The sequence below is a fragment of the Synechococcus sp. JA-3-3Ab genome, assembly GCF_000013205.1.
GTDB lineage: Bacteria > Cyanobacteriota > Cyanobacteriia > Thermostichales > Thermostichaceae > Thermostichus.
In genome coordinates, this window is sequence record NC_007775.1 from 2413180 (window position 1) to 2431841 (window position 18662).

Genomic DNA, 18662 nt, shown 5'->3' on the forward strand with positions numbered 1-18662 from the left:
CAAGGGCTGGACATAATCAATCCAGCCGTCGCCTTCCCTTCTCTGCGGTTGGTCAAGCGCCCCATGGCTACAGCTTGCTAGGGCCCAGGGCCCGCTGTAAGCCACTTGCAGGAGTAGAGTCTAGTCGGCTCGAAACTGCGGAGCGAAGAAGTTCTTAATTTTTTTGTTCAAACTGTTCATCCTAGAGCACCATGCCGAAACGGAAGCGAATTGGGATCCTCACCAGCGGTGGCGATTGTGGCGGCCTCAACGCCGTCATCCGGGCGGTGGTGCGGCGGGCCCGCGACTATGACTATGGAGGTTTACGGCATCAAAAACGCGACCGCAGGTCTGATGGCGCGACCGGTGGAAGCGGAGCTGCTGGACGTGAAGCGGGTTTCGGGCATTTTGCGCTATGGCGGCACCATTCTGGGTACGGTGAACAGGGGCAACCCCTTCGCCTATCCCATGCCCGATGGCAGGTTGGTGGATCGCTCGGCAGAGGTGATCACGGGTTACCACCGGCTGGGGTTGGATGCGCTCATTGGGGTGGGGGGAGATGGCAGCCTGGCCATTCTCCGGCAGCTAGCTTTGCAGGGGGATTGGAACTTTGTCGGGATCCCTAAGACCATCGACAACGATGTCGGCGCCACCGAGTATTCCGTGGGATTCAATACGGCTCTGAGCGTGGCGGTGCAGGCTCTGGATCAGCTCACCTACACGGCCATCAGCCACAGCCGCGTCATGGTCATGGAGGTGATGGGGCGGGATGCCGGTCACATTGCCCTCAGCGCTGGCATCGCCGGGGGGGCGCATGTGATCCTGATCCCGGAGATCCCCTACAAGCTGGAAAACGTCTGCAAAAGAATCCTCGACCGCAAAGAGCGGGGCAACAATTTCAGCATTGTGGTGGTGGCGGAGGCTGTTCGCACCGAGTCGGGAGAGCCGGTGACCTACACCAACAGCCTGGGGCAGTCTCTCTACGGCGGTATTGGCTATTACATCGGCAACGAGATCGCGCTGCGCACCGGCATCGAGACGCGGGTGATGGTTTTGGGCCATCTGCAGCGGGGAGGCACCCCTTCTCCTTTGGATCGTCTGCTGGGGGCAGCTTTTGGGGTGGCGGCTGTGGACTTGATCGCCCAGGGCAAGTACGACCGCATGGTGGCCTGGCAAAATCGGCGCGTGGTGGATGTGCCCCTGGCAGAGGCCATCGCCCAGTACCGGCGGGTGGAGGTGGATGGGGCTTTGATCGCCACGGCTATCGGGCTGAATACCTATGTGGGCGAGGTGGATCCGCAGCTTTTGCGCAGGTTTTCCCCCTGATCAAGCTCTGCCACCACCGATTCACCCCAGTCAGGAGTCGGGCTCTTGTGCGGTCGAAAGGGCCTTGCCCTCCCATCGGCCGACAGAGCGGCAGAAGGTTCTGGAAGAACAGCGGGATCCCATGGCCCGGCGAGCCGTCCCCAGCTATCGGGATGCGGGGTCTAGGTGCCGAGAACGGCCTGCAGAGCCCCCACATCGCAGTAGTACACCTGGTGCGGGTGGGTATATCCCTTGAGCTGAACCGCCTGCTGCGCAAAGCAGGTAGCTGCCTGTCCCAGTTGTTGCGCCAAGCAGGTATAGGTGTCGTGGCTGATGGCCAAGTCGGCGTTGAGGGTGCGGGTAACACTCTCGATGCGAAAGGCCAAATTGACCGTATCGCCCAGGGCGGTGTATTCCTGGCGGGTGTTGTTGCCCACCTGGCGCACAATGGCCGAGCCGGTGTTGACGCCCGCCCCCAGGCGCAGGGGAGAAGGCAGCGGAAACTCGCCGTTCAGTTGCTCGGTCATCTGAAACAGCTTCACCATGGCCCGCAAAACCGACTTCACGTCGAGCTCGATCCCCACTTGTTCAGCTTGTAAGGGATCCTCATTGGCCTGGGGCGCATGAAACCAGACGGCCATGATCGCGTCGCCGATGTACTTATCGACAGTGCCGCCGTACTGCTGAATGATATCTCCGCCGCGCCGGAACCAATCGCCCATCACCTGGGAGAGGAGGCGCTCGTCCAGTTGCTGGGTCAGTTGTCCGTAGCCGCGCACATCCACCACGGCCACCGAGATCAGCCAGCGGGTTTGCAAAACCAGGGTGTCCGACAGTTTGGCCGCAGGACTGGGTTCTGGGCTGGCCAGGGATCCGCTGTGGAACTCGAGCTGGGATTGTCCGAGGGTGAGGTGATCTCCATCTTGCAGCAGGGTGGGAATGCTGACGCGGCGATTGTTGACGAACGAGCCGTTGCGGCTGCCCAGATCGATGAGATAGATGCTGTTGTTGTCCAGGTATTGCAGCAGGGCATGTTGGCGGGAAACGCTGGGATCGGTCAGGACGATGGCGTTGTCTTCATCGCGGCCCAGCGTCCAAGCGGTCGCTCCGGCGAGAATGTACTTCCTCTGGCTGCCGTCCGGCTCTCTCAGGATCACATAGGGGGCGGTGGTGGCGGCAGGTTCGCCTGGGACGCTCATAGTAGAACGAGAGGTAGATGCGACCACACTCTAATACGATACTCCTCTTCTCCTCGGTTGAACTGCGGCTGGGCTGGGCTTGGCGGGGGGCTGGGCCTGCCAGTATCATTTTGTGTAGATACATTAAGGCCATATGGTGGATCCCTCCCATCCCATTCCTGCTGAGCAACAGCCGCTGCGGCAGTATGCAGAGCTGAGGGAGTCTTTTCCTTTTTCCTGGCCCGCTTTGGAGTGGATCCCCTATCTCAAGCGAATCTTCGCTGTTTGGGGGGTGGTCGTGCTGGCGGTTTCGCCGCTGGTCTGGGGCAGCTTTGCCGGGGATTGGCGCCACTTCGTCTCTGGGTCTGTGCTGGGGGCCAATGCCTTGCTCAGCCTGGTGTTGCTCCACCTCTACTTGGGATGGGCCTATGTGCGGCGGCGCTTGGTGCAGGCGCGGATCCCCTATGAAGAAAGTGGCTGGTACGATGGGGCGATCTACGCGAAATCGGACGAGGAGCTGGCGCAGCATCGGCTGATCGTCCACTATCAAATCGACCCTGTGTTGCAGCGCCTGCGACGTAGCTTGTGGGCTGTGGCCGGCCTGAGCGGGCTGATGGCTTTGCTTTGGCCCCTCTGGTAGAGATTGTCGGGCGGTGGTTAATCAGCTGTTGTTCGGGATCCCAAGCGGTGCACGTAACTTCTGACCTGGCTCAAACCTTGCGACCCACCGCCGTTGCCATCGGGAACTTCGATGGCTTGCACCTGGGCCATCAGAAAGTGCTGCAGCCCATTCGCGACTCCCTGCAGGGGGTGCGCACGGTTCTCACCTTTCATCCTCACCCCCAAGAAGTATTGACGGGGCGCAGGCAACTGTTGCTCACTCCCCCTGCCGAAAAGCTGGCTCTGCTGGCGCAGATGGGTTTTGAGCAGGTGGTGTTGCTCCCCTTCACTCCTGCCTTTGCCCGCCAGCCGCCCCAAGAGTTTATCCAAACAGTACTGGAACAGGGCTTGCGCGTTCGCCATCTCAGCGTCGGCTGGGATTTCTGCTTTGGCCACCGTCGCTCGGGCAATGCCCAAACTCTCCAGGCTTGGGGATCCGAGCGCTGCATTCCGGTGGAGGTGATCCCGGAGGCGCAACTGAAGGGGGAGCGGGTGAGCAGCTCTCGCATTCGCGCTGCCCTGGCTACGGGGGAGGTGGCGGCGGCAACGGAGCTCTTGGGCCGTCCCTACCGGCTGATCGGAGAGGTGGTGCCAGGGGATCGGCGAGGCCGAGAGCTGGGTTTTCCCACCGCCAATCTGCGCCTGCCGCCGGAGAAGTTTTTGCCCCGCGACGGGGTGTACAGCGTTTGGGTGAATGTGCCTGCTGAGGCGGCAGCCCTGCCTGGGGTGATGAACATTGGCCATCGGCCCACGTTTGCCGGGCTGCAGCACACCGTTGAGGTGCATCTGCTGGATTGGACAGGCGATCTCTACGGGCAAGAGGTGCAGGTGGCGCTGCAAGGCTTTATCCGCCCAGAGCGGCGGTTTCCCAGTGTGGCAGACTTAATCCAGCAGATCCGGCAGGATTGCCAAACGGCCCGCCAACAATTGGGCTTGGCCGAGCAAGTTGGCCTAGTCTAGAGGCCCTCCCCCTCGGCCCCTCTCCCAATCCCAAAAGGAGAGGGGGGCTAGGACGGGCCAAGCAGGGATCCCCACAACAAGGCTATCGCTTCCGACCATTCCACCGTAGCTCCGTAGGTGTCCCCTGTGTGCCCTCCCAACTGGCGGTAGAGCCAATAGCCCACGGCCAGGGCTCCCAGGGCGGATCCCAGCGTCCAAAGCAGCAAAGGCCGCCAAGCCAGGAGCCCGGCCCAGCCCACCCCCCCGCTGATGGCCAGCAACAGCAGCGTGCCCGGCCACAGGGATCCCGGCAGGGAAGTGGAGTCTTTGAGGAAGCGGGCGGATCCCTGGTCGCGCAGATAGGGGTATAGGACAATGGCGAGCAACTGGCCCCAGCGCCCCCAGGCCGGCACCAAGAGCAAGAGAGGCCAGACCTGCAGGCTGCTCAGGGCAGCAAATTTCAGCAGCAACACCAGCACCAAGGCGAGCACCCCATAGGCCCCGGTGTGGCTGTCCCTCATCACCTGCAGGCGGCGGGATAGCCCGTTGACGGCTGGCCGTTCCGCGTCGGCAAAGCTTTTGGGGACGTTGACCGCCAACCCATCGGCAGTGTCAGCCACCCCATCCAGGTGCAGCCCGCCGGTTAACAGCACCCACAGAGCCACGAGCAAAGCTGCTCGCACCGGCGGCGGGAAAATCTGCAGCAAAAGCGCCGCCAGGGTGAGGATCCCGCCCAACAGCAGGCCCACCGCCGGCAGCCAGGCGGCAATGCCCTCAAACTGTAGCCCGCCCGCCCGCCCCAAAGGCAAGGCAGTGTAGAAGGTCAGGGCTGCCCAGAAGCGCCGCAATTGTTCAGGACGCTCAAAACAACGTTGATCAGCTAAGAATCATCCCGAAGGGTTCGCTCCACCACAATGGTCAGCTTGGCCACCAGAGCCCCGATCGCTCCCACAGCCGCCAACACCGGGAACAGAGCCGCCCCCAACACCCCTGCCGCCACGCCTACGCCCAGAGGGATCTCGATCAGCGTCTGCCCTTCGGCATTTTTGATCAGAATGCGGCGAACATTGGCCTCCTCGATCAGCTCGCGAATTTTGGCCAACAGCTCGTCCCCGCTGATCTTAAACTCCTCCACGTGGTACTCCACCTGGGCCGGAGGTACATCCTTGGCCTCTATGTCGGCCTTCTCAGGAAAGTTGGGATCCGGCGTCTCATTGGGGTTCATGCTGAAGAGGCTCCACACGTCGGTTGGCAGCGGCAACTGAGTCCATCCTAAGACCGGATCCTAGCGGATGTACTCTTTCAACACACTGTTGCGATTGGGGTGGCGCAGCTTGCGCAGCGCCTTGGCCTCGATCTGCCGGATCCGCTCGCGGGTCACATTGAAGATCTGGCCGATCTCCTCCAGGGTTTTCATGCGGCCATCGTCTAGGCCGTAGCGCAGCTTCAACACATCCCGCTCGCGGGGGGTAAGAGTTTCCAGCACGCTTTCCAGATCCTCTCGGAGCAAAACCTTGGCCACCCGCTCCTCGGGGGTTTCCCCTTCCGACTCGATGAAGTCGCCCAGCCGCGAATCCTCTTCTTTACCGATGGGAGTCTCCAGAGAGATGGGAAGCTGAGCCGACTTGGCGATGAAGCGCAACTTCTCGATGGTAATCTCCATGCGGGTGGCGATCTCCTCTTCGGTCGGCCTGCGGCCCAGCTCCTGAGAAAGCTGCTTGGTGACCTTCTTGATGCGGGAGATGGTCTCGTAAAGGTGAACCGGCAGGCGAATGGTGCGCGATTGGTCGGCAATGGCGCGGGTGATGGCCTGGCGAATCCACCAAGTGGCATAGGTGGAAAACTTGTAGCCCTTCTCGTGGTCAAACTTTTCCGCTGCCCGGATCAGACCTAGGGATCCCTCTTGGATGAGATCCTGAAACGACAGGCCCCGGTTCATGTATTTCTTGGCAATGGAGACCACCAGCCGCAGATTGGACTGCACCATCTTTTCTTTGGCCCGTCGCCCCCGATGCAAGCGCCGCCGGAATTCGGGCAGGGACATCTTCACTTCTTCTGCCCACAGCGTCTCCGGTACCTCCTCTGGGTCGGACCAGAGGCCCATACGCTGGAAAACGGCCTCGCGAGCCCGCTCTAGCTCCAGCAGGTCGGCAATTTTGCGGGCTAGCTCAATTTCTTCATCTGCCCGCAACAGGCGGATACGCCCGATTTCCTGCAAATAGACGCGGATGGAGTCATCGGTGTAGGGTTTTTTCTTGCTGGCCGCTTTGCGCTTGGAACGGCCCTTGGCAGCGGCGGCAGCAGCATCGGCATCCTCCTCGAGGGACTCTTCGTCGTCCTCATCATCCTCATCAAAAGCATCAGTGTCACTGGCATCCAGTTCCGTCTCGAGGGGATCCACCTCATTGTCCGCATCCAGAGGGATGGAGGATGAACTTTCCAGATCCGGTTCGAGAAGAGCCGTATGACCAGACTGCACCAATTCCTTTGCTTGAGCCATGCTGAGTTCCTCGTAACTTCAATCACAGACAACTGGAGGAGACTAAGGGGTTCTAGGCCCTGAAATGAGGGAAGCAGGTTCCAACTTTGCTGCGGCCCCTGACGCCAGATGGAGGGAGTCAAGTTCCGCAGACCCAAACCCCACTTGCGCCGGGCAAGCTCGCCCGCTTCTAGGCAACCGATCGCTCAGGCCAATCTCGAAGCAGATATCGCTCATAGGGTTTAACCGAACTGGCGCAAAACCCGTTTTGATGGGTAAAACCTCCTGAGATCTCGAAAGGCAAGTCTTTGGCTTTGCCTATCCCCTGGCACAATCCAGGCCACTTACTGAGAGGGCAGGATATTCAGCACCTCAATCACCCCAACCTATAAGGAGAAGAGCGCATTGCAGCCGCCAGCAAGCGACCTTGAGGAAGATCCCTGCAGGCAACTGTAGCCGTTCACACCAAAATGTCTTCCCTAAATTAGCCCGCCCTTGGGGAAACAGCAACGGGGCAGACGAAGAAAATCTTAACTTCACCCCACCCCGTCCCGGCTCTGAGATCCTGGTCTAGGGGATCCCTGGGTTGGCCTAGTCCGGGGAAGTGGCTCAATGCTACCTTAAATCAGACTACCTTAAAAGGAAAGGATCCCTGCCAGCGCCGCACCGCCTATGACCCATCCCTTCCTGCAGCATCTCCAGGAACGTGTGATCGTCTTCGACGGGGCAATGGGATCCTCTCTGCAAGCCCAGAACCTGACGGCAGCGGATTTTGGCGGGCCGGAGCTAGAAGGCTGCAACGAGATCCTGGTGCTGAGCAAGCCGGAGGCGGTGGAGCGGGTACACCGGGGCTTTCTGGAGGTGGGGGCCGATGTCATCGAGACCGATACTTTTGGCGCCACCTCGATCGTCTTGGCCGAGTACGGGATCGCGGAAAAAGCCTACGAGCTGAACGTGGCGGCAGCGCGCCTGGCCAAGCGGCTGGCGGCGGAGTTTTCGACGCCGGAAAAGCCTCGCTTTGTGGCCGGCTCCATCGGCCCCACCACCAAGCTGCCCACCCTAGGGCACATCGGTTTTGACGAGATGCGGGCCAGCTACGCCGAGCAGGTGCGGGGCCTGATCGACGGGGGGGTGGATCTCCTCATCATCGAGACCTGTCAAGATATCCTGCAGACCAAGGCGGCGCTGGTGGCCGTGCAGCAGGAGTTTGCCCGGCGCGGGATCCGCCTGCCGCTGGTGGTGTCTCTGACCTTTGAGGTGCAGGGGACGATGCTGGTGGGCACGGAGATCGGGGCGGCGCTGGCCATCCTGGAGCCCTACCCCATCGATGTGCTGGGCCTCAACTGCGCCACCGGGCCGGACAAGATGGCTGAGCACATCCGCTACCTCTCCCGCCATTCTCCCTTTCCCATCTCCTGCATCCCCAACGCCGGCCTGCCGGAAAACATCGGCGGCAAGGCCCACTACAAGCTCACGCCGGAGCAGTTGCGCTTCCACCTGGAGCACTTTGTGCGGGATCTGGGGGTGGCGGTGGTGGGGGGCTGCTGCGGCACCCGCCCGGGTCACATCGCCGCTTTGGTGGAGGCTGTGCGGGGGCTGCGGCCCAAACGCCGCTCCGTCGAGCGCATCCAGGCTGCCGCTTCCATCTATGCCCCTCAGCCCTACCTGCAGGAGAACTCTTTTTTGATCATCGGCGAGCGGCTCAACGCCAGCGGCTCCAAGAAGATGCGGGAGCTGCTGAATGCCGAAGATTGGGACGGCCTGGTGGCCCTGGCGCGGGAGCAGGTGCGGGAGGGATCCCACATCTTGGATGTCAACGTGGACTATGTGGGCCGGGACGGGGTGCGGGATATGCGGGAGCTGGTCTCGCGGCTGGTGACCCAGATACCCATTCCCCTGATGCTGGATTCCACCGACTGGCAGAAGATGGAGGCCGGCCTCAAGGTGGCCGGGGGCAAGTGCCTGCTCAACTCCACCAACTACGAGGATGGGGAAGAGCGCTTCTTCAAGGTGCTGGAGCTGGCCAAGACCTACGGCGCGGGGGTGGTCATCGGCACCATCGACGAGGAGGGCATGGCCCGCACCGCCGAGAAGAAGTTCCAGATTGCCGAGCGGGCCTATCGCCAGGCCGTTGAGTACGGGATCCCGCCCTACGAGATTTTCTTTGACCCGCTGGCTTTGCCCATCTCCACCGGCATCGAGGAAGACCGGGCCAACGGGGCGGCTACCCTGGAGGCCATCCGCCGCATCCGCCAGGCTTTTCCTGAGGCCCACATTCTCTTGGGCATCTCCAACATCTCCTTTGGGCTCTCGCCGGCAGCCCGCGTGGTCTTGAACTCGGTGTTTTTGCACGAGTGCCGCCAGGCCGGCCTGGATGCCGCCATCGTCAGCGCCGCCAAGATCCTGCCCCTGAGCAAGATCCCGGAAGAACAGCAGCAGGTGTGCCGGGATCTGATCTGGGATCGGCGCCAGTTCAACGCTGAGGGCATCTGCACCTACGATCCCCTGGCGCGGCTGACGGAGCTGTTTGCGGGGGTTTCCGGGCAGGAGCTGCGGGCGACCGGATCCCTGGCCAAACTGCCCTTGGAGGAGCGGCTGCGGCGGCACATCATCGACGGCGAGCGCATCGGCCTGGAGGAGACCCTGGCAGAGGCGCTGCAGAAATACCCCCCCCTGGAGATCATCAACACCTTTTTGCTAGACGGCATGAAGGAGGTGGGGGAGCTTTTTGGCGCCGGCAAAATGCAACTGCCGTTTGTGCTGCAGTCGGCAGAAACCATGAAGGCGGCGGTGAAATACCTGGAGCCCTTCATGGAAAAAGTAGGCGGGGAGGTGTGCAAAGGCACCTTCTTGATCGCCACCGTCAAGGGGGATGTCCACGACATCGGCAAAAACCTGGTGGACATCATCCTCACCAACAACGGCTACAAGGTCATCAATTTGGGCATCAAGCAGCCGGTGGAAAACATCATCGAGGCCTACGAAAAGTACAAGCCCGACTGCATTGCCATGAGCGGCCTGTTGGTGAAATCCACCGCCTTTATGAAAGAGAATCTGGAGGTGTTTAACGAGCGGGGCATTACCGTGCCGGTGATCTTGGGAGGGGCGGCCCTCACCCGCCGCTTTGTGGAAGAAGACTGCCGCCAGACCTACAAGGGCCAAGTCATCTACGGCCGCGACGCCTTTGCCGACCTGCACTTTATGGATCGGCTGATGCAGGCCAAGGCGGCCGGGCGCTGGGATGACCGGCTGGGTTTTCTGGATAACTTCGAGCTGGGATCCCGCTCTGACAACCGCCAGAGGAGAGCTGCGGCAGCCGTGGAGGAAAGGGATCCCACCTTGCCGGCTCCAGAGGTGACCGTGGGCGCCGCTCCTGCCCCTGCTGTCTCGGCTGGCGACGGCGGGGCAGACACCCGTCGTTCCGAGGCGGTTACCCTCGATACCGAGCGGCCCATCCCCCCCTTCTGGGGATCCCAAGTTCTCGAGCCGGATCAGATCCCCTGGCCGGAGGTCTTCTTCTACATCGACAAGCAGGCCCTGGTGGCCGGCCAGTGGCAGATCCGCAAGCCGCGCGACCAGTCGGCGGAGGAGTTTGCCCAGTTTCTCGCCACCCAGGTGGAGCCGGTGATCGAGCGCTGGAAGGAGCGGATTGTTACCGAGGACTTGCTGCGCCCGCAGGTGGTTTATGGCTACTTCCCGGCGCAGGCGGAAGGGAATACGGTGATCCTCTTCGACCCGGCCAGCTTCCCCGAGCTGTTTGCTCTAGAGCCCGGCTCCACCACCTATTTGCAATTGCCCACCGTCGATCGCCCTCGGCTTTCTCCCCAGGTGCGGGAGCTGGCCCGCTTCACCTTCCCCCGCCAGAAGAGCGGCCAGCGCCTCTGCATTGCCGACTTCTTCGCCGACCGCTCCACCGGCCTGGTGGACGTCTTCCCCATGCAGGCAGTTACAGTGGGGCCAGAGGCCACGGCCTACGCCCAGCACCTCTTTGCCGAGGGCCAGTACACCGACTATCTCTATTTCCACGGCCTGGCCGTCACCCTGGCAGAGGCCTTGGCGGAGTGGTGCCATGCCCGCATCCGGCGGGAGCTGGGCTTTGGCGGCGAGGACAGCCCCGACATCCGCCAGATCCTGCACCAGGGCTACCGCGGCTCCCGCTACAGCTTCGGCTATCCCGCCTGCCCCAACATCGCCGATCAGCGAGTTTTGTTGGAGCTGCTCCAGACGGAGCGCATCGGCCTGAGGATGGACGAAAGCGACCAGTTGGATCCTGAGCAGTCCACCACCGCCATCGTCGCCTACCACCCGGCGGCCCGCTATTTCAATACTTGATCCCTCACCCCCGGCCCCTCTCCCTAGAGGAGCGGCTGAGCAGGGGAAAGCCCATCACGGCAACCAAGGTTATCGCGACGATCACGGTGGAGAGGGCGTTGATCTCCGGCGTCACCCCTCGCCGCGCCGTGCTGTAGATCAAAATGGGCAGGGTCTGGCTTTCGGGCCCGCTGGTGAAAAAGGAGATCACAAAATCGTCGATGGAGAGGGTAAAGGCCAGCAGCGCCGCGGCCAGGATCCCTGGCATGGCCAGCGGCAGTGTGACGTAGCGCAGCTTCTGCCAGGTGTTGGCGTAGAGGTCGTAGGCGGCTTCCTCCAAAGCCGGATCCAAAAGCTGCAGGCGGCTGCGCACCACGATGGCCACAAAGGCAATCTGAAAGGTGATGTGGGCAATCACCATCGTCCCCAGGCCCAGCTCAAACCAGCCGGTGTAGGCGCGCACCAACTGGTAAAACAACAGCAGGGTAATGGCCATCACAATGTCGGGGACGACCACCGGCAACAGCAGCAGTCCCTGCACAGCCTTCTGGCCGGGGAAGCGGTAGCGGTACAGCCCATAGCCCAAAAGGGATCCCAGCAGCGTGCTCACCAGGGTGCTGACTCCAGCCAAGACAAGGGTATTTTGCGTGGCCTGCCAGATCGCAGCATTGCGAAAGAGAGCCCAGTACCAATCGAAGGTAAAGCCTGTCCACACCAACCCGAAGCGGGCGCGGTTAAAGGAATAGACAGCAATGAGCAAAATCGGCAGGTAGAGAAAGCCATAGATGGCATAGCTCACTCCCCGCAGCCAGATGGGTATCTTCGCCACTCCCCTTCCTGCCCTCCCAGGGATCTGCCGGAAAAAGCGGCCGCGCTGCCAGCCTACCTCCCTCCAAGTCTATAGCTCGCTGCCTATGGCAAGATGTAGCAAAACTGTATGCTGCCTGCCGCTCCCCTCTCCCTTTGGCGGGGGGGCCGAGGCAGCCGAAATGCCGAGGGGGTTCTCTGTCTGCCGGCCTAAGAAGCTCGGCATGAGGGCGGTTTCTTAGTCTAAATCCGGGAAAGCCACCTTGCCTAAAGGGAGGAGTCGGCGTCCCTTAGTCCAGCTTTGGGCTCAAGCTCTCCAGAAACTCTCGAATCAAGGGCAGCACCTGCTCCGCATGCAGGGCGGGGATGGCGTGTCCAGCACCGGGCAGGATCTTGAGCTGGGCTCCAGGGATCCCCTCCGCATAGGCTTGGCAATGCCAGAGGGGAATGGTGTCGTCCCGCTCAGCGGCAACTACTAGGGTGGGAACCTGAATGGCATGAAGCTGACGTTCGACCGTATCGACGGCAGCTTGGGGGCGCAGGCGCTGGCGGAGAAATTGGCGGGCCACCGGCTGTTGGCGCAGGGATCCCCGCAGCCACAGCAGCCAAGCCAGTCGCTCCTCCCAACGTCCCCAACGGGCCAGGGGGATGGCGGCTCGCAGCAGCCTATCAACCCACGCGCCTTCCCGGAGCAAAAGCCGCATGTGCCGGTAGCGTTTGACAAAGCTGTCGTCGCGGATCCCGGCAGGCGCCAGTAAGACCAACCCCCGCAGGGGGTAACGAATGGCGTAGGCCGCCGCCACCCAGCCGCCAAAAGAGTGGCCCACCAACACCGGCTCAGGCAGGCGCAGCGCCTCGACAAACCCGCGCACAAACTCTACCTCCACGGCGATGTCGTAGCGCAGAGCCGGTTGGCTGGACTGACCAAACCCCAGCAAATCCAGGGCGATGCAGCGGTATCGGTCGCCCAACCCTTGCATCAGCGGCCACCAATTGGCGTGAGTGGCCATGAAGCCGTGCAAAAACAGCAGCGGCATCTCGCCTTGCCCCAGCTCCCGATAGGCGGCCCAGCAGGACTCTGCTCCCGCCAGATTTAATCCCTCCAACTGCACCCTGTGCAGCGGGATCTCTTGAATGCGGGCCCTCAACTCCGCCAGACGCTGCGCCAAGGGCAGTCGTTCCAGTAGCTCTTGCTCCCTCATCAGCTCCCTAGTCGACGAATACAGCTTTTTCCACTTCTAAGGGATCCCCTCCGCTCTCTCCGAGCTGGTCGGAAAAAGCTGCCATCAGAACCTCTGGGGTACTCCCGCCACAGCGCAGCTTGGCGGGATGGGGGATAGGCGGTGAGACGAAGGGGTTCAATGCCCCTGAGTCTCACAATCTGGGCGTTGCCTGCTGCTCGACATACTTCTTCAACTCCTCAACGGTGACCCCACCACAAGAGGCAACAAAATAGGCCCCTGTCCAAAATACAGGCTTGCTGTAGAACCGTGCCACCTCTGTGGCGAACTCTTTGCGAATCAACCGGCTGGAGACTGTTTTCAGGTTGTTCACCAGCTTCGAGACCTGAACATCCGGCGGAAAACTCACCAACAGATGCACATGATCCGCCTCACCCTTGAACTCCACCAAGGAACAGCGCCACTTTTGGCAGGTCGCTCGAAATATATCTTCCAGCCTCTGCAACATTGGAGCAGTTATCACCCGACGACGGTACTTTGTCACCAGCACCAAGTGGATTTGTAGGCTGTAAACAGAACGATGGCCTATGTTGTAGCTCGTTGCGCTAAATGCTAGAACCGTCTCATGATTATCACCTACGAGTACCGGATCCTGCCCAGCGACGACCAAGCCGCTCTGATGACCGAGTGGCTGGAATTGTTGCGGCGGCAGTGGAACGACGCTCTGGGGCAGAGACTGGACTGGCTGACCGCAACCCGTTGCCCAATTGACCGTTGCAGTCTTGTCTCGTGCCCGTTGCCTGTGTCAGAAGCTCCGCTGGAGCCGAATTATTATCGGCAGGCGGGATCCCTCAAACAAATCAAGCAACTGTTCCCGGCTTACCGGGGCATTTACGCTGATGTGCTGCAGCAAAACTTGATACGGCTGGACAAGGCGTGGAAAGCGTGGCAGGTGCCGGATAGCACAGGCAAGCGGCGGGGGCGGCCTCGCTTCAAAAAAGCGGGGGAGTTGAGATCCTTCACATTCCCCCGCATCAATTGCCCCAAGGCGGGAGCGCATCTGGAAGGGGAGACTCTGCGGCTGAGCAAGATTGGCTCGATGCCTGTGGTGCTGCACCGCCCCTTGCCGGAGGGGTTTGTACCAAAAACCTGCACAGTGGTGCGCAAGGCCGATGGGTGGTATGTCTGCATCAGCTTGGAAGACAAAAGCGTTCCTCTCCCAGAGCCTGTGCCGGTCAAAAAGGCGGTGGGCATTGATGTGGGATTGGATAGGTTTCTCACCACCAGCGATGGGGAGGTGGTGCCTATCCCGCGGTACTACCGCCAAGCTCAAAAGCACTTGGCCCGACAGCAGCGGCAACTGAGCCGCAAGGTGAAGGGATCCGCCAACTGGAAGAGACAAGCCACGAAAGTTGCTTGTTTGCAGTTGCACGTTGCCCGACAACGCAAAGCGTTCCACTACCAAGTGGCGCACTGGCTGGTGGGGCAATACGACCTGTTGGTGGTGGAGGATCTCAACGTCCGAGGGCTGGCACGGACTCGGTTGGCTAAATCGATTTTGGATGCGGCTTGGGGACGATTTCTTGACATTCTGACAGCAGTGGCGGTCAAACGCGGCAAACAGGTGTTGAGAGTAGAACCCCGTGGTACGTCCCAAAATTGTTGTGTTTGTGAGGAGCGTGTTCCCAAGACCTTGTCGGAACGGGTGCATGATTGCCCTCGTTGCGGGTCGTGGGACAGAGACTTGAACGCTGCTATCGAGATTTTGAAGCGTGGACTCAGGTCCCCCCGTATACGGGGGGATATAGGGGGGCGGTGGGACTGCCGCTCTCTGGCTGTGGAGGATCCTGGTTTACCAGTCCGTTGAAGCAGCAACTCCGGGAAGTGATTCTCGGAAGCTCCCGTCTACAGCCCGTCAGGGCTTAGCGGGAGAGGATGTCACTCAAGCGAGCAACTGTAAGTGGGGAGGGGGAGTTTTCAGCCAGTCTTGGCAGCTCAGCAGCCCCTCGCGAAAGCGGGTGGCCGCCTGCGATTGATAGCGCTCCGGGTTAAACGCCAGCCAAAGGGTGCGCCGTATCTGCAGCCCTTCCACCGCCAGCTTTTTCAGCCGCCCTTGCTCCAAGTCGGAGCCCACCGCCACCATCGACAAAAAAGCCACCCCCAAGCCAGCCTGGACGGCATTCTTGATTGCCTCAATCGAGCTGAGTTCCAGCCGTACATTTAGCTGGCCCGGGTTGATGCCGTGGCGATTCAGCACCCGGTCGATGGTCTGCCGCGTGGAAGACTGGGGATCCAGGGTAATGAAGGGCAAAGTCAACAGATCCACAAGGGCGGGAGCATCGAGGGCACAGCTGGGGGCGCCGACCAACACGTATTCGTCTTCCGCCAGAGCAATCACCTTCAAATGCCGCTGTAAGTCAAAGGGGATCTCCCCGCCGACAATGGCCAGATCCAGCCGACCCTCCACCAGCTTCTGGGCAATTCGCCGTGTGGATTGCACCAAGAGCTGCACCGAAATCTGGGGATAGCTGCGGTGATACTGCGCGATCAAAGAGGGCATGACGTAGGTGCCCACCGTTTGGCTGGCCCCCAAAACCAAGTGCCCCCCTCCCATCTCTTGCAAATTGGCCAGAGCTTGAACCGCTTCCCGGCAGAGCTTGAGGATGCGCTCGCTGTAGTGCAGCAACACCTGCCCCGCATCCGTCAGCTCCACCTTGCGCCCGCCGCGGTCAAACAACACCACTCCCAACTGTCGCTCCAGGTTCTGCACCTGCAAGCTGACCGCTGGCTGGGAGACAAACAGGCTCTCCGCAGCCCGCCGAAAACTCCCCTGCTGCGCAATCGCCTGAACGATGAGGAGCTGATCCAGGGTAAACGGCAGTTCATCCGCCATAGGGAACTCCAAATCACCCAGCGGGATCCCTTTCAACCCAGCGAACTCGGCAGCCCAGGATCGAAAGCCCGCCTGAGATCATCATATATAAGCAGGCTAAATACTAAGAAAATACAAAAGGTGAGCAATCTCGAGAGAACGGCTCGCTCCCGCCTTTTGGACGGGATCTGGGGTGGAGCGCCTCTCCCGAAGAGCCGTTGAAACTGTTTGTTGAAGTTGAGAGCCATCCCCAAGGGCCAGGCGGCTCTGGACCTGTCTTTGGCTTCCCTCTAGCGAGGGCCATAGGGCGTCCAATAGCCGCGCCCCTGTTGCCTTGCCGCATTGGCTGCCTCTTTGAGAATGACGCCGTACTTGAGGCCATTGGTTTGCGGCGACAGTAGGCCATGCCCCAAAAACAGCATTTCCTGGTTGATGAGGGTATTGGCCCGCCAAACGTAGGCAGGCAGGGTGGGGGTGGGGGCCAGAGCGGGATCCAACTCCAAGAAAACCTCGCGCCCCAGCAAAGCCGTCTGCAGGTATTGACCAGCATTGGAGATGGGCAGAGGGGTTTGCCCGCGCAGCTTCGTCCACGTAGGATTGAGCTCTGCCGGCAGAGGAGCAATCCCGATCAGTTGCACCAGCCGCAAATTCAAGTCCCCTTCGAGCTGGACAACCAGGGTGTTGTAATCGACCACCCGAATGACTTGTGCCCGTTTGAGGCTGCGTAGATCCGGACGGGCCACCAAGGTCAAGGCCCAAGCGGGCCATGCCGAGACCAGCAAGGGCAAGGCCAGCAGGCTGCTCAGCTTAATTAAACTCCGTCCCTGAGATATCAACAGAGACTTGGGACGGTGAGAGATGGGAACAGACCGCAGCGATTTCTGCATCATGGACTTCACCCGTTGCATGGCGGACTTGACGACAGGGATGGTTTGCATGCTTAACCTTTGAATTTGACGCTGCCTTTACACCGCCACCCGGCGGGCCCAATGCCGGAGCCGGCTCACTGCCGTCACTCTACAAAAAACTTGGGCAGATGGGTCAGTTCTGCAAGCTGTCTCTCGATTTCAACTTGCGGATGCGCCACCCCCTGACAACCTATAGAGTCATTTCAAAAATGAAACGGCTCGTTACGTTATTTCCTAGCTCCCCTCTCCCTCTGGGAGAGGGGACGGGGGTGAGGTTGTCCAAAGAATCTCTCAAACGCGGGGATCCAGGATGGCCGCAGGGCTCTTCTCCAGAGTCTTGGGCAGGAGGGAGTTGACCAATACGGTAACCAAGCCCAGCCGATTGCCCGCCAGGATATCCGTCCACAGGCGATCGCCCACGATGGCCACCGCCTCCACCGGCAGGTTCATTTGCGCCACAGCCCGCCGCAGAGCGCGCCGCGAGGGTTTGCCGGCGCCGTGAATGGAAGGCAGGTTCAAGCTCTCGCCGATTTGGCGAATGCGGTTGCGGTTGAGGTTGTTGCTCACCAGCCAAATCTGAAAGTGGGGGCGCAATTGCTCCAGCCAGGCGGCCACAGCCGGATCCACCTCAGCCTGGCGGATCGGCACCAGCGTGTCGTCCACGTCGAAGATGACGCCCCTCACCTGCCAGGCCAACAGATCTTCTGCCCGCAGCCGCAAGACAGTGCCGGCCACCACCACATCCGGTTGCAGGAGCTTGAACCAAGGTTTGCGTACCATCGAGAACCTTTTCAGCCACCAACTGCCAATGCTCCTGACCTTCTCATTGCGAAGTGGGCGGGGATCCCTGCCGCTCGCGGAGGATTTGCCGTTGAGCTGCCTCGTGCTCGGCTAGGGTCTTGCTGAAAACATGGGTGCCGTCGTAGCGGGCCACAAAGTAGAGGTAATCGGTCTCCTCAGGCTCCAAAACGGCTTTGAGGCTGGCTAAGCCCGGACTGGCGATGGGGCCAGGGGGCAAGCCGGGGGTGAGGTAGGTGTTGTAGGGGGAGGGGGTACGCACCTCGGCAAGGGTGAGGCGGCGATCTGGCGTCTGCTGGATGTTCAGGGCATATTCCACCGTCGGATCGGCTCCCAAGGGCATTCCCTTTTTGAGCCGGTTCAAAAAGACGCCCGCGATTAAGGCACGCTCCTCCGGCACGGCGGCCTCCCGCTCCACAATGCTGGCCAAGGTAACCCACTCATGCAAGGAGAGGGAAGTAGTGTGCTGGCGAAACAGGGGTAGGGCCACGGCGGCAAACCGCTGCAGCATGGCGTTGATGACAATCTCGGCTTTTTGCTGATCCGGCAGGGATCCCTCCACCTGTTCGACAGGAAAAAGATAGGTGTCGGGGAAGAGATAGCCTTCCAGGGAGTTCAAGCTGGGGGGCAGCCAATCGAGGGGAGGGATCACGCGGGCCGTGGCGATGAAAACATCGGCTGCCAACCAGTTGCGCTCCGCCAAGGCCGCCGCCATCTGCTCGATCCGCCAGCCCTCCGGGATGGTCAGCCGCCGCTGCAGAATCCGGCCCTGCCGCAGTTGTCGGGCTACGGATAGCATGTCTTGGTTGGGATCCAAAGCGTAGGTACCTGCCTGAAACAGCCAGTCGCGTCCAAAGGTGCGGCTCCACAGCTCCCAGGCCAAGGCAGAGCGGATCACCCCCGCTTGGTGCAGTTGTTTCCCGATTAAACGGCTGCTGCTGCCCGGCTGGATCACCACCTGGATTGGCTCTGGGCCACCCAGCGGCTGAAGCCAGGTCTGCCAGCGCCAGTAGCCAAATCCAACGGCCAAGGCCACCAGGAAAGCTAAGCCTTGCACTAGACGGCGACCCCAGCGTTGGCGGCAGCGGGGCGGAGCACTTTGGGCGATCAGGCCTTCGGGCGAGGCGGGATCGCGGTGATCGGTCATCGCCTTCCCCTCCACATCGCGACAGCACATGCTCTGGCCAGGTTAGCGTGGCCAGAAGAGATCTTCAGGCCGTCACCGGTCAGTTAGGGCCACCCCCA

At 61.0% G+C, this 18662-nt stretch carries 15 protein-coding genes and 1 pseudogene; 5 read left to right on the forward strand and 11 right to left on the reverse strand.

All coding sequences use genetic code 11. From position 1 onward, the window contains the following. Nucleotides 1-191: 191 nt before the first annotated feature. Nucleotides 192-1305 (forward strand): annotated as a pseudogene (locus CYA_RS11300) (ATP-dependent 6-phosphofructokinase). 161 nt (nt 1306-1466) lie between these two features. On the opposite strand, the gene CYA_RS11305 reads toward CYA_RS11300, so the two are convergent. Then, nucleotides 1467-2483 (reverse strand): adenylate/guanylate cyclase domain-containing protein, encoded by a 1017-nt coding sequence (locus CYA_RS11305; RefSeq protein ID WP_011431202.1) that lies wholly within the window; start codon nt 2481-2483, stop codon nt 1467-1469. Nucleotides 2484-2616: 133 nt separating this feature from the next. On the opposite strand from CYA_RS11305, the gene CYA_RS11310 reads away from it, so the two are divergent. Next, a complete protein-coding gene (locus CYA_RS11310; protein ID WP_011431203.1) occupies nt 2617-3102 on the forward strand; it encodes a CGLD27 family protein in 486 nt (161 codons plus the stop codon). A gap of 47 nt (nt 3103-3149) precedes the next feature. Beyond that, nucleotides 3150-4082, forward strand: a complete 933-nt coding sequence (locus CYA_RS11315) for a bifunctional riboflavin kinase/FAD synthetase (protein ID WP_011431204.1) — start codon at nt 3150-3152, stop codon at nt 4080-4082. Between the two features lie 47 nt (nt 4083-4129). Here the strand turns inward: CYA_RS11315 and cobS are convergent, their stop codons facing one another. From cobS to rpoD, 3 genes are read right to left on the reverse strand one after another with little or no spacing between them, the layout of a single operon-like run. Continuing rightward, nucleotides 4130-4909, reverse strand: a complete 780-nt coding sequence (gene cobS, locus CYA_RS11320; RefSeq protein ID WP_011431205.1) for an adenosylcobinamide-GDP ribazoletransferase — start codon at nt 4907-4909, stop codon at nt 4130-4132. Nucleotides 4910-4941: 32 nt separating this feature from the next. Further along, nucleotides 4942-5322: a DUF4342 domain-containing protein gene (locus tag CYA_RS11325; RefSeq protein WP_228375312.1), complete on the reverse strand. Its 381-nt coding sequence runs from the start codon at nt 5320-5322 to the stop codon at nt 4942-4944. A 24-nt stretch (nt 5323-5346) separates the two neighbouring features. Further along, on the reverse strand, nt 5347-6561 hold the full coding sequence (gene rpoD / locus CYA_RS11330) for an RNA polymerase sigma factor RpoD (RefSeq protein WP_011431207.1): 1215 nt from the start codon (nt 6559-6561) through the stop codon (nt 5347-5349). A gap of 651 nt (nt 6562-7212) precedes the next feature. On the opposite strand from rpoD, the gene metH reads away from it, so the two are divergent. Next, complete coding sequence (gene metH, locus CYA_RS11335; RefSeq protein WP_011431208.1) at nt 7213-10872, forward strand: methionine synthase; 3660 nt, start codon at nt 7213-7215, stop codon at nt 10870-10872. A 4-nt stretch (nt 10873-10876) separates the two neighbouring features. Here the strand turns inward: metH and CYA_RS11340 are convergent, their stop codons facing one another. From CYA_RS11340 to tnpA, 3 genes are all read right to left on the reverse strand, one after another. After that, entirely contained in the window at nt 10877-11680 is an 804-nt protein-coding gene (locus tag CYA_RS11340; protein ID WP_206336834.1) for an ABC transporter permease, read from the reverse strand. 268 nt (nt 11681-11948) lie between these two features. Continuing rightward, nucleotides 11949-12860 carry an alpha/beta fold hydrolase gene (locus CYA_RS11345; protein ID WP_228375314.1) on the reverse strand — a complete coding sequence of 304 codons (912 nt, stop codon included), beginning with the start codon at nt 12858-12860 and terminating at the stop codon, nt 11949-11951. Between the two features lie 172 nt (nt 12861-13032). Continuing rightward, entirely contained in the window at nt 13033-13509 is a 477-nt protein-coding gene (gene tnpA / locus CYA_RS11350; protein ID WP_011431212.1) for an IS200/IS605-like element ISSoc3 family transposase, read from the reverse strand. On the opposite strand from tnpA, the gene CYA_RS11355 reads away from it, so the two are divergent. Then, nucleotides 13465-14706, forward strand: a complete 1242-nt coding sequence (locus tag CYA_RS11355) for an RNA-guided endonuclease InsQ/TnpB family protein (RefSeq protein WP_228375315.1) — start codon at nt 13465-13467, stop codon at nt 14704-14706. The genes tnpA and CYA_RS11355 overlap by 45 nt on opposite strands. A 75-nt stretch (nt 14707-14781) precedes the next feature. Here CYA_RS11355 and CYA_RS11360 read toward each other — a convergent pair whose 3' ends face one another. The 4 genes from CYA_RS11360 to mltG form a co-directional block, all read right to left on the reverse strand. Next, nucleotides 14782-15732, reverse strand: a complete 951-nt coding sequence (locus CYA_RS11360; protein ID WP_011431213.1) for a LysR substrate-binding domain-containing protein — start codon at nt 15730-15732, stop codon at nt 14782-14784. Between the two features lie 269 nt (nt 15733-16001). Beyond that, nucleotides 16002-16649: a thermonuclease family protein gene (locus tag CYA_RS11365; RefSeq protein WP_011431214.1), complete on the reverse strand. Its 648-nt coding sequence runs from the start codon at nt 16647-16649 to the stop codon at nt 16002-16004. A 261-nt stretch (nt 16650-16910) separates the two neighbouring features. Then, the gene (locus CYA_RS11370) at nt 16911-17399 is read right to left on the reverse strand and encodes a YqeG family HAD IIIA-type phosphatase (RefSeq protein WP_011431215.1); all 489 of its coding nucleotides are present in this window, start codon (nt 17397-17399) and stop codon (nt 16911-16913) included. Nucleotides 17400-17442: 43 nt separating this feature from the next. Next, the gene (gene mltG, locus CYA_RS11375; RefSeq protein ID WP_011431216.1) at nt 17443-18564 is read right to left on the reverse strand and encodes an endolytic transglycosylase MltG; all 1122 of its coding nucleotides are present in this window, start codon (nt 18562-18564) and stop codon (nt 17443-17445) included. Nucleotides 18565-18662 lie beyond the last annotated feature (98 nt).